This is a genomic window from Mycobacterium helveticum, assembly GCF_007714205.1.
GTDB lineage: Bacteria > Actinomycetota > Actinomycetes > Mycobacteriales > Mycobacteriaceae > Mycobacterium > Mycobacterium helveticum.
In genome coordinates, this window is record NZ_VMQU01000031.1 from 1 (window position 1) to 11,490 (window position 11,490).

7 protein-coding genes, 1 tRNA gene and 2 pseudogenes are annotated in these 11,490 nt (G+C 73.4%); 4 read left to right on the forward strand and 6 right to left on the reverse strand.

The annotated features are described in order from the left end of the window. Positions 1–72: 72 nt before the first annotated feature. From nrfD to FPZ47_RS09500, 6 genes and pseudogenes are all read right to left on the reverse strand, one after another. Positions 73–1,131, reverse strand: a complete 1,059-nt coding sequence (gene nrfD, locus FPZ47_RS09475) for an NrfD/PsrC family molybdoenzyme membrane anchor subunit (RefSeq protein ID WP_168209405.1) — start codon at positions 1,129–1,131, stop codon at positions 73–75. A gap of 44 nt (positions 1,132–1,175) precedes the next feature. Then, on the reverse strand, positions 1,176–2,216 hold the full coding sequence (locus FPZ47_RS09480; RefSeq protein ID WP_144950742.1) for a 4Fe-4S dicluster domain-containing protein: 1,041 nt from the start codon (positions 2,214–2,216) through the stop codon (positions 1,176–1,178). Continuing rightward, positions 2,213–5,500, reverse strand: coding sequence for a formate dehydrogenase (fdh, locus tag FPZ47_RS09485; protein WP_145039412.1), 3,288 nt, complete (start codon positions 5,498–5,500; stop codon positions 2,213–2,215). Before fdh ends, FPZ47_RS09480 begins: the two co-directional genes overlap by 4 nt. A 7-nt stretch (positions 5,501–5,507) precedes the next feature. After that, positions 5,508–6,886, reverse strand: a pseudogene (locus FPZ47_RS09490) (selenocysteine-specific translation elongation factor). Next, entirely contained in the window at positions 6,874–8,169 is a 1,296-nt protein-coding gene (gene selA / locus FPZ47_RS09495; protein ID WP_144950752.1) for an L-seryl-tRNA(Sec) selenium transferase, read from the reverse strand. The pseudogene FPZ47_RS09490 and the gene selA overlap by 13 nt, the downstream one beginning before the upstream one ends. A gap of 23 nt (positions 8,170–8,192) precedes the next feature. After that, positions 8,193–8,287, reverse strand: a tRNA-Sec gene (locus FPZ47_RS09500). Between the two features lie 28 nt (positions 8,288–8,315). Here FPZ47_RS09500 and selD point away from each other — a divergent pair. The 4 genes and pseudogenes from selD to FPZ47_RS09520 all read left to right on the forward strand — a co-directional run bounded on the left by selD (position 8,316) and on the right by FPZ47_RS09520 (position 11,434). Continuing rightward, positions 8,316–9,308 (forward strand): selenide, water dikinase SelD, encoded by a 993-nt coding sequence (gene selD / locus FPZ47_RS09505; RefSeq protein WP_144950750.1) that lies wholly within the window; start codon positions 8,316–8,318, stop codon positions 9,306–9,308. A gap of 64 nt (positions 9,309–9,372) precedes the next feature. Continuing rightward, positions 9,373–10,359 carry an LLM class F420-dependent oxidoreductase gene (locus tag FPZ47_RS09510; RefSeq protein ID WP_144950736.1) on the forward strand — a complete coding sequence of 329 codons (987 nt, stop codon included), beginning with the start codon at positions 9,373–9,375 and terminating at the stop codon, positions 10,357–10,359. Positions 10,360–10,396: 37 nt separating this feature from the next. Then, positions 10,397–10,498: pseudogene (locus tag FPZ47_RS09515) on the forward strand (peptidase C56); the annotation flags it as partial. A gap of 216 nt (positions 10,499–10,714) precedes the next feature. After that, positions 10,715–11,434 (forward strand): HemK2/MTQ2 family protein methyltransferase, encoded by a 720-nt coding sequence (locus tag FPZ47_RS09520; protein ID WP_144950734.1) that lies wholly within the window; start codon positions 10,715–10,717, stop codon positions 11,432–11,434. Positions 11,435–11,490 lie beyond the last annotated feature (56 nt).

An 11,490-nucleotide genomic window follows, 5' to 3' on the forward strand; every position in this document is an offset into this window, starting at 1 on the left:
GCCCGAAACACGCAGCACCACAACAACACCCAAAACCGCAAACCTAAACCCCCAACTATGCGGAAAACGGGCCTAGCCGAGCACCCGCGCCGCAGCCGAGCGCATCGTGCGCACGCCCGCAACCAGTCGTGGGAACTGCGGCCGCTGCCGGTCGTCACCGCGGGCCGGCCGGCCGGCGTCGAGCCGTTCCCGCTGCGGCACCACGACATACTTCGGGTCGCGGGTGGATTCGACCCCGGCCTCGAACACGCCGAACCGCTGCAGCACGCTGCCGGCCAGCAGCGCCAGCCCGGACAGTGCCGCGGCGGGGCGGCGGCGTCCGGCCACCACCGCGCCCAGCGCCCCGCCGACCGTCAGGTACTCCGCCCGCCGGCGCAGCCGGTGGGCTGTGCCGCTGGTGTAGGCCTGCGCGGCCAGGCCGATGCGCCGCTCCAGCAGCCGCGACGCCGCGACCTCGAGCCCGGCGCCCAGGACGGCCAGCCGGCGGGCCGGGCCGGCCTCCTCGACCGGCGCGAGCAGCATCCCCAGCCCACCGCCGCTGGCCGCGGCGGAACCGGTGAACACGAACGGCAGGTACGGGTGTGCGGCGTTCCAGGCCGGGACGGCGGTCTGCGACAGCAGCACCGCGGTGTAGGACGCGACCCCCGGCGCGAAAGCGGCCGCCGACAGCCCCGCCGGCCGCGCCGACCAGCTCAGCAGCCGCCCGGGCCGGGACCGCCGCAGCGGCGCCGGCATCAGCTCCGCCGCCCCGGCCAGCGCCGCGCCCGGACCGTACGCGGACAGGATCCAGGTGCCCACGCTCATCGGCGAACTCGGCTTGGCCACCCGCAGCATGTGGTGGAACCGCTCCGGGCGGCCCAGATCGGCGACCAGGAAGTACATGCCGGCGATCAGGCTGGCCAACGCCCCGACCCGGCCCACGCGGCGCAGCGTCGGGCGGTCGGTCAGGTCGGCTCCGGCGGCCAGCAGCGCCGAGCCCCCCGACAGGCCACCGGCGAACAGGTAGGCGGCGATCTTCCACTCCCACACCGGTGTCTTGAGCACCGCCCGCCCGTAGTACGACCGGAATTCGGCGCGCGGCACGGCCAGTTGTTCGCGCCCGCCGCCGCCGTCCCGGCCGCGGCTGAACATCTGGGCGTGGATGTCCTGCGCGCCCGCGTCGCTGCGCCGCTCTTTCACCGCCGGCCCCGCCCCAGGAACGACGACACCGCGGCGGCGACGAGCGCCGACGCCGCCAGCCCGGCGTAACGCCACATGGCGGGCGCGTCGCGGGTCGGCACCACCGGGTCCGGCGGCAGCCCGTACACCTCGGGCTCGTCCAGCAGCAGGAAGAACGCGCCGTCGCCGCCCACGCCGTCGTTCGGGTCGTGACCGTACAGCCGCGCCTCGCTCACCCCGCCCTCGTGCAGCTTCTCCACGCGGCGGGCGGCGCGCTCGCGCAGCTCGTCGAGGACACCGAACTGGATGGAGTCGGTGGGGCAGGCCTTGGCGCACGCGGGTTCCAGGCCGTCCCGCAGCCGGTCGTAGCACAGCGTGCACTTCCAGGCCCGGCCGTCGCCCTCGCGCCGGTCGATCACCCCGTAGGGGCAGCCGGACACGCAGTAGCCGCACCCGTTGCAGATGTCCTGCTGCACCACGACGGTGCCGAACTCGGTGCGGAACAACGCGCCCGTCGGGCACACGTCCAGGCAGCCCGCGTGCGTGCAGTGCTTGCACACGTCGGAGCTCATCAGCCAACGGAAGTCGGTGCGGGCCTTTTCGCCGGTGCCATTCCCCGGGCGCGCGAACTTCGGGAAGTCCAGGTCCACCGGGGCGTTGCCGAGTTCCCCGCCGCCGCGCGGCATTGCCTCGACCGCCGCCGCGGCGACCCCCGCCGACTCGCCGCTGCCCGACGGGCCGGCCGGTGACCCGGCGCTGCCCGGATCCTGCCGCCCCAGCGGGCGGTCCTGCTCGATGAACGCGACGTGGCGCCACGAGCTGGCGCCCAGCATGCCGGTGTTGTCGAACGACATCCCCAGCAGGTTGAAGCCGGCATCGGCCTTCGAAGGCACGGAGTTCCACTCCTTGCACGCCACCTCGCAGGCCTTGCAGCCGATGCACACGGAGGTGTCGGTGAAGAACCCCACCCGCGGCGGGTGGTCCCGCGCGTATCCGGCGTTGCCGGCGGGGTCGGGATCCGGCCCGTAGAGGGACCCGTAGAAGCTGTTGTCGCTCAAGGCTTTTCCTCCGGCTCGAGGTGGACCACCGGGCCGGGCCGGGTGGTGTCCAGCTGAGTGCCCGTTTCGGTGGTGATGCCGGCGCGACGGCGGTAGTCGGCGATGTAGGCCAGCAGCTGCGGTCCGCGCGGCCGCCGCCCGGGCCGGACGTCGCAGGTGGCGACCTTGCTCTCCTGGATGAACACGTTCGGGTCCAGCACCACCCCGAGCAGGTCGTTGACCACCTCACCCTGGACCGGTCCGGCGTAGCCCCAGTGGTAGGGCATCCACACCTGGTGGATCACACGGTCTTCGAGGCGCAGCGGCTTCATCCGGTCGGTCACGAACACCTTCGCGTCGATCGCCGTGCGGCTGGTGACCACGTGCGCCCAGTCCAGGTGCGTCAGCCCCCGCATCCGCGCCAGCTCGGGGGAGACCTCCACGAACAGCTCCGGCTGCAACTCCGCGAGATAGGGCAGCTGGCGGCTCATCCCGCCGGCGGTGTGGTGCTCGGTGAGCCGGGCCGTGGTGAACACGAACGGGAATACCTCGCCGTGCGCCTCCGGCGGCGCAGGGTTGGACGGATTGTCGCTGCGGCCGTATACGATTCGCGCCGGGTTGCCCTGCTGGGCGTACAGCGCGTTGCGCACCGGCGACTCGTGCGGCTCGTAGTGGGTGGGCAGCGGGCCGTCGGCCAGGCCATTGGGTGCGAACAGCCAGGCCTTGCCGTCGGACTGCATGATGAACGCGTCGTCGCCGCGCAGCGCCTCGACGCCCACCGCGCCCTCGGGTGGGCGGTAGTCCGGTGGCTTGTTCCGCTCGAAGTCCGGGACGTCGTGGCCCGTCCACTCGTTGTTCTCCGGGTGCCACCAGACCAGCTTCTTGCGCTCGCTCCACGGGCGGCCCGCCGCGTCGGCCGACGCCCGGTTGTAGAGCACCCGGCGATTCAGCGGCCAGGTCCAGCCCCACTCGTTGTCGTGGGGGCCCTGCTCGTCGCGCGGCTTGCGCCGGGCCGCCTGGTTGACCTCGTCGGCGTACACCCCGCTGTAGATCCAGCAGCCGCAGGCGGTGCTGCCGTCGGCCCTCAGCTCGGTGTAGCCGCCAACCGCCCGGCCGGTGGTCAGGTCGAGGCCGTTCATGCGGCGCAGCACGTCCTCGCCCGACGGCTCGGCACCCTCCGGGCCTTCGGTCGCGTAGTCCCAGGCCAGGTGCAGCAGCGGGAGGTCGCGGTCGTCGGTCGAGCCGGCCAGCTTCTCGCGCAGCCTGCGGCCCAGGTGGTAGAAGAACCACAGGTCCGAGCGGGCGTCGCCGGGCCGCTCGACCGCCTTCTCCCGCCACTGCAGCATGCGCTGGGTCTGGGTGAAGGTGCCGGCCTTCTCGACGTGGGAGGCGGCCGGGAAGAAGAACACCTCGGTGCGGCACGTCTGCGGCGAGATCTCGCCGGTCTCGATCTCGGGCGCGTCCTTCCAGAAGGTGGCGCTCTCGATCATGACGAGGTCGCGCACCACCAGCCAGTCGAGGTTGGCCATGCCGAGGCGCTGCAGCCGCCCGTGGGCGGACCCGACGGCCGGGTTCTGGCCGAGCAGGAAGTAGCCGAACACGGTGCCGTCGATCATGTCCAGCACCGTGCGGTAGGTGCCGTGGTCGCCGTTGATCCTGGGTAGGTAGTCGAAGCAGAAATCGTTGTCGGGCCGCGCGTGCTCGCCCCAGTACTCCTTGAGCAGCGACACCATGTAGGTGTCGGCCTGGTGCCAGAAGCCCTTCTGGTTGTGGCTGGTGATCTTCTCGAGGTAGTCCGACAGGGTCTCCTGGCCGGCCTGCGGCATCGCGAGGTAGCCGGGCAGCAGGTTGAACAGCGTCGGCACGTCGGTGGAGCCCTGGATGCCGGCGTGCCCGCGCAGCGCGAAGATCCCGCCGCCGGGGCGGCCGATGTTGCCCAGCAGCAGCTGGATGATCGACCCGGCGCGGATGAACTGGGCGCCCGTCGAATGCTGGGTCCAGCCCACGCTGTACACCAGCGCGGCGGTGCGCTCCCGGCCCGAGTTCTGCGTCCACGCCCGCGCGATCCGGCCGAACGTCTCGGCCGGCACCCCGCACACCCGCTCCACCATCTCGGGGGTGTAGCGGGCGTAGTGCCGCTTGAGGACCTGGTAGACGCAGCGCGGGTGCTGCAGCGTCGGGTCGTTGGGGATGTCGCCGGCGCCGCCCTCGATCGGGGCCCCGCCGGAGCCCAGCTGCGTCGGCGCCCCCTGCTGCTTGTCGGCCGCCCCGCCCCGGCCGCCGTCGTCCGTGGACTCGTAGTGCCAGGTCGCCGGGTCGTAGGAGGCGGTGTCGGGGTCGTAGCCGCTGAACAGCCCGTCGAGATCCTCGGTGTCGCGGTAGCCCTCGGACAGGATGAACGACGCGTTGGTGTAGGTGGTCACGTACTCCCGGAAGTCCAGCTCACCCGACAGGATGTAGTTGATCACCCCGCCGAGGAAGGCGATGTCGGTGCCCGCGCGCAGCGGCACGTGCCGGTCGGCGACCGCGCTGGTGCGGGTGAACCGCGGGTCGATGTGGACGACCTGGGCGCCGCGCGCCTTGGCCTCCATCACCCACTGGAACCCGACCGGGTGCGCCTCGGCCATGTTCGAGCCCATGATGACGATGAAGTCCGCGTTCGCCAGGTCCTGCTGATGGTTCGTCGCGCCGCCGCGACCCAAGGAGGCTCCCAGACCGGGAACCGTGGCGCTGTGTCAAATACGGGCCTGGTTCTCGATCTGCAGCGCGCCCAGCGCGGTGAACAGCTTCTTGATCAGATAGTTCTCTTCGTTGTCCAGCGTCGCGCCGCCCAGGCTGGCGATGCCCATCGTGCGGCGCAGGGTGTTGCGGTCTTTGTCGAAGTCCTGCCAGCCCTTGCGGCGGGCGTCGAGCACCCGGTCGGCGACCATGTCCATCGCGGTGTCCAGGTCGAGCTCGGTCCACTCGGCGGCGTAGGGCGCGCGGTAGCGCACCGTGGTCTCCCGCTGCGACCCGGTGACCAGCTGCTTGCTGGCGGATCCCTTGGGACACAACCGGCCCCGGGAGATCGGGCTGTCCGGGTTGCCCTCGATCTGGACGACCTCGCCGTCGGTGACGTACACCTGCTGCGCGCAGCCGACCGCGCAGTAGGGGCACACCGAGTGCGCGACGCCGTCGGCGGTGGCGGTGCGGGGCTGCAGCCCCGCGGAGCGCTTGGACTGTGCGGCCTTGCCGCGGCCCAGCGGATCGGCGCCGGTGAGCTGGCGGTAGACCGGCCACGACTGGATCAGCTTGCCGATATCCATGTCTCGATCAAACCATTTCCCGGGTGCCGTCGCCGCCGCGGCGGGTCAGTCGCCGCGCGTCGAGCCGCTCCAGCAACGGCACGGCGACCCGCCGCGTGGTGCCCAGCGCGCGCCGGGCCTCGCTCACGGTGAACGGTTGCGGCAGTGCCGCCAGGATCCCGGCCGCGCGGTCGAGCGCGTCGGGACCCAGCACCACCCCGTCCGCGATGCGGGTCAACCGCCCGGCGCGCACCGCCGCGGCCAGCTCGCGGGCGCCGAGCCCCAGGGCGGCCAGGTCGTCGGCCTCCGGGGCGCGGAACGGTGCGGCGGCCAGCCGTTCCTCGAGGGTGCGCACGGCCTCCTCGACGCGGGCCGGCAGGCCGGCGCCGGGCGGTGCGACCAGGCCGTCGGACACCGTCAGCCCGGTGCCCTCGAGCAGCGTGGTCACCAGCTCGGCGGCGGGCAGCCCGAGCTGCCGGCGCAGCGCGTCCAGCGGCATGCCGGCCGCGAGCTCGTCGGCGCGGGCCCGCGCCGCGCCGCGGCGGCGCAGCGCCGGCGGGCGGACCCGACGTGCAGGACAAGCTCGCGGTGCAACGTCTGCGCCGCCCGCAGCGCGACGTCGACCTCGGCGGTGTCCAGCCACGCCCCCGGGGCGCGGACGGTGTCGCCGCGGCCGATGTGCCGGCGGTCCAGGCCGCGCAGGTTCAGCGCGACCCGGGCCACCGCGGCGGCCTCGGCGCGGTCCTCGCCCAGGCACTGCAGCCCGCGCACGGTGACGCGCCGCCCGGCGTGTTCGAGTTCGTCGCCGACCCGGACGGTGCCGGCGGCCAGTGTCCCGGTCACCACCGTGCCCGCGCCCCGGACGGTGAAGGCGCGGTCCACCCACAGGCGCACGTCGGCGTCGCGGTCCGGTGCGGGCAGCCGGTCGGTGAGCGCCACCAGCCCGGCGCGCACCCGGTCCAGGTCGGTGCCGAGCACCACCGGCGGGCCGGCCAGCGAGGTGGCGGCGAACCGCTCCCGGGCCTGCTCGACGGCGGCCGCCGGGTCGGCCAGGTCGGCCTTGCTGATCACCAGCAGGCCGTGGCGGACGCCGAGGGCGTGCAGCGCCGCGAGGTGTTCGTCGGACTGCGGCATCCAGCCCTCGGTGGCGGCGACCACGAACACGACGAGGCTTTCCGGGGGCATTGCCCCCAAGCCGGCGAGCATGGTGGCGACGAACCGCTCGTGGCCCGGCACGTCGACGAACGCGATCCGCCGCCCGCCGATGTCGGCCCAGGCGAAGCCGAGGTCGATGGTCAGGCCGCGGCGCTGCTCCTCGGCCAGGCGGTCCGGCCACATGCCGGTGAGCCGGTGCACCAGCGTCGACTTGCCGTGGTCGACATGCCCGGCGGTGGTTACGACGAACATGCCCGCGACGAACATGCCCGCACGGCGGTCGCCAGCAGCTCGTCGTCGTCGGGGGCAACGGTGCGCAGGTCCAGCAGGCAGCGGCCGGCCTCCACGCGGCCGACCACCGGCGGGTCGCCGGCGCGCAGCGCCGCCGCGTAGCGCTCCGGCAGGCTCAGCCCGGCGCTGGGCAGCGCCACGTCCGGGGCGCCGCCGCCGCCGACGGCCGCGACGCAGTCGACCATCTCGGCGTCCGGCAGCCCCGCGGCCAGCCGCTGCGCCCGCGCGCGCAGCGCCGCGACGTCGGTTCTCAGGGCCCGGGCCACCGGCGGCGGCGGGCCCACGAGGGTGGCCTCCAGCGCGGCGAGGGTGAGCTTGTCCACCCGCAGGGCGCGCGCCGCCGGGTGGCGGCGCAGCCGCTCGACCAGCGCGGCGTCGCCGACCAGCAGCCCGGCCTGCGGGCCGCCCAGCAGCTTGTCGCCGCTGGCGGTGACCAGGTCGGCCCCGTCGCGCAGCGCCGACGTCGCGTCGGGTTCGTCGGGCAGCAACGGATGCGGCGCCAGGAGCCCGGAGCCGATGTCGACCACCAGCGGCACGCCCAGCCCGGCCAGTTCGCGCACCGCGACCGCCGACGTGAACCCGCTGACGTGGAAGTTCGACGGGTGCACCTTGAGCACGAACCCGGTGTCGGGCCCGATCGCGCCGGTGTAGTCGGCCAGGGCGGTGCGGTTGGTGGTGCCGACCTCGCGGAGCCGCGCACCGGCCGAGGCCAGCAGGTCCGGGATGCGGAATCCGTCGCCGATCTCGACCATCTCGCCGCGGCTGATCACGATCTCCTGGCCGGGGGCCAGCGCGAGCGCGGTCAGCAGCAGCGCGGCCGCGTTGTTGTTGACCACGTGCACGCCGCCGGCGGCGGGGACCGCCCGGGCCAGCGCGGCCAGCGCCGAGCGGCCACGGCGGGCGCGCCGGCCGGTCGCCAGGTCGAACTCGACGTCGGTGGCACCGCCGGCCGCGACGACGGCGTCCAGCGCGGCCGGCGACAGCGGCGCCCGGCCCAGGTTGGTGTGCACGACGACGCCGGTGGCGTTGAGGACGGGCCGCAGGCCCGACGCGGTGCGCGGCAGCGTGGCCACGGCGTGATCGGCGACGCGCTCCGGGGCGATCTCCCCGGCGCGGGCGGCCTGCTGGGCGGCGGCGATCACCGACTTGACCAGCTCGCGGCCCAGTACCCGCTGCGCTTCGGCGAGGCGGGGATCGGCGAGCAGCGCATCGGTGCGCGGCACCCGGCGGCGGGGATCGGTCACTTCGCTCACTTCAGGTGCCAGGGTGGCGGAGGCGGACGGGAATCGAACCCGCCAACGGCAGCGTCTGCCGCTCGACGGTTTTGAAGACCGCGCCGGTCACCAGACCGGGCACACCTCCCTGGACCATGGGGACAATTATGGACGCCATGTCCTACCGGCTGACTCAATACGCCCACGGCGGCGGCTGCGCGTGCAAGATCCCACCCGGCGAACTCGAGGAGGTGGTCCGGGGGCTGGGCGGGGCCGCGCCGCGCGACCCGGTCGGCGAACTGTTGGTCGGGCTGGACAGCGGGGACGACGCCGCGGTGGTGCGCATCGACGGCGACACGGCGCTGATCTTGACGACGGACTTCTTCGCCCCCGTCGTCGACGACGCCTACGACTGGGGCCGCATCGCGGCCACCAACGCCCTCTCCGACGTCTACGCGATGGGTGGCCGGCCGGTCGTGGCGGTCAACCTGCTGGGCTGGCCGCGCGACGTGCTGCCGTTCGAGCTGGCGACCGAGACGCTGCGCGGCGGGCTCGACGTGTGCGTGCTGGCGGGCTGCCATCTGGCCGGCGGGCACAGCGTCGACGACCCCGAACCCAAGTACGGGCTGGCGGTGACCGGCATCGGGAACCCGAACCGGTTGCTGCGCAACGACTCCGGCCGGCCCGGGTCGCCGCTGTCGCTGACCAAGCCGCTGGGCGTCGGCGTCCTGAACAGCCGGCACAAGGCCACCGGCGAACGGTTCCCGCAGGCGATCGACGCGATGACCACGCTCAACGCCGCCGCTGCCGCCGCGGCGCTGGCGGCGGGCGCCGAATGTGCGACCGACATCACGGGTTTCGGCCTGCTGGGCCACCTGCACAAGCTGGCGCGGGCCAGCGGTGTGACGGCGGTGATCGACTCGGCCGCGGTGCCCTACCTTCAGGGCGCCCGGGAGGCGCTCGCCGCCGGCTACGTCAGCGGCGGCACCCGGCGCAATCTCGACTGGGTGGCCCCGCACGTGGACCTGTCGGCGGTGACCGGGGACGAGGCGCTGCTGCTCGCCGACGCGCAGACCTCGGGCGGGCTGCTGGTCGCGGCCGAGATCCCGGGCGCGCCCGTCATCGGGGAACTCGTGGCACGCGGGGAGCACACGATCGTGGTCCGCTGAGCGGGCGCGGGTCTGGGCTGCCGGTGCCGGTTTGCCGCCGACCGGCCGGGGTAACCAGGGCGCTATGACGAACTTTGGCTACACTCTGATGACCGAGCAGAGTGGACCGAAAGATCTTGTGCGATATGCGGTTTCGGCTGAAGAGCGCGGCTTCGACTTCGAGGTGTGCAGCGACCACTTCTCGCCGTGGCTGGTCTCGCAGGGTCATGCGCCGCACGCCTGGACGGTGTTGGGCGCCGTGGCCCACGCCACCGAACGGGTGGACCTGTACTCCTACGTGACCTGCCCGACGATGCGATACCACCCGGCGATCGTCGCCCAGCAGGCGGCCACCCTGCAGATCCTGTCCGACGGCCGGTTCACGCTCGGCCTGGGCAGCGGGGAGAACCTCAACGAACACGTCGTCGGCGAGGGCTGGCCGACCGTGCAGCGCCGGCAGGACATGCTGTGCGAGGCCATCGAGATCATCCGCGAACTGTTCACCGGCGAGCTGGTGAGCTGGCGCGGCGACTACTTCGAGGTCGACTCGGCGCGGTTGTGGGACGTGCCCGAGGTCCCGGTCGGCATCGGGGTGGCGGTGGGGGGCGCCAGGGCCGTCGAGCAGTTCGCCAGGCTCGGCGACCACATGATCGCGACCGAGCCCGACGGCGACCTCGTCCACGCGTGGCACGGCGTCCGCCGGGCCGCCGACATGGCCGGCAGCGGGCGCATCGTCGGCCAGATACCGGTGAGCTGGGATCCCGACCGCGACGCCGCCGTCGAGCGCGCGCACGACCAGTTCCGCTGGTTCGCCGGCGGCTGGAAGGTCAACGCCGACCTGCCGACCCCGGCCGGCTTCGCCGGCGCGACGCAGTACCTGCGGCCCGAAGACGTCGCCGAGACCATCCCGTGCGGCCCGGACCTGGACGCGATCGTGGAGGCCGTGCGGCCCTACCGGGAGGCCGGGTTCACCGACGTCGCGCTCGTCCAGATCGGCGGCCAGACCCAGGACCGGTTCCTGGCCGAGGCCGCCGAGCCGCTGCTGGAGGCGCTGCGGACCGTACGGGCATGACATCGTCGAGCACACCCCACCATTGAAGGAGCGCGCGATGCCAGAGGAGTTGCACGGCAAGAAGATCGCCATCCTGGCGGCCGACGGCGTGGAGAAGGTCGAACTCGAGGAGCCGCGTGCGGCGCCGACCGGGGCGGGCGAACCTCATCACCAGCCGCGCACCGAAGGACCTGCCCGCGTTCTGCGCGGCAATCGTCGAACACTTCGCTCGGTCCGCGAGGGGCTAGCGCCGAGCAGGCATGAAGGCCGCACCGTTTGAGCCTCGCCGTTTGCGGGAAATACACAGGCCGGGAAATACACAGGCCATTGCCGTGATCGACGCGGCGATCCGCGCACAGCTTCCGAAAGGCCCAGTTTGACAACCACATTGCCCGCGCCGGCCGGCACGCTGAACCCGACCGACCCCGAAGCCGGGCACGAAGCCGGGCGGGTGTACCGGCCGCAGTGCGACTCTCGGCTGCTGGTGGCCGCGATGAAGCGCACGGGGTTGATTCCCGGCCGGCGGGTACTCGACCTGTGCACCGGCAGCGGCTTCGTGGCCATCGCGGCGGCCGGGATGGGTTGTGCCAGCGTCACCGCGTTCGACATCTGCCCCCACGCCGTGCGGTGTTCGCGCGGCAACGCCGCCGGCGCCGGGGTGGCGGTCGACGTCCGCGAGGGCTCCTGGACGCGGGCGCTGGACCTGGCCCCGTTCGACGTCGTCGTCACCAACCCGCCCTACGTGCCGACGCCGCCGCGCGCCGGACCCGAGGCGATCCCCGCGGCCGCCGGGCCGTCGTGGGCGTGGAACGGCGGCGCCGATGGCCGGTCGATCCTGGATCCGCTGTGCCGGGCCGCGCCCGAGCTGCTGGGCGAGAGGGGGTCGATGCTGATGGTGCAGTCCGGCTTCGCCGATGCCGGCCGGTCGCTGGACATTTTGCGCTCCGCTGGTATGGATGCGGAAATCGTTGCATCCGAACGGATTCCGTTCGGCCCGGTTCTGGCGGCCAGGGCGGCCTGGCTGGAGGGCGCCGGGCGCATCCCGCGCGGCTGCCGCGAGGAGGAGCTGGTCGTGATCCGGGCGGACAAGCGGTGAGCGCCACCCGGGTGCAGGTGGTGCCGGGCGGGCCCGTGCTGGTGTCGGGCCCGGTG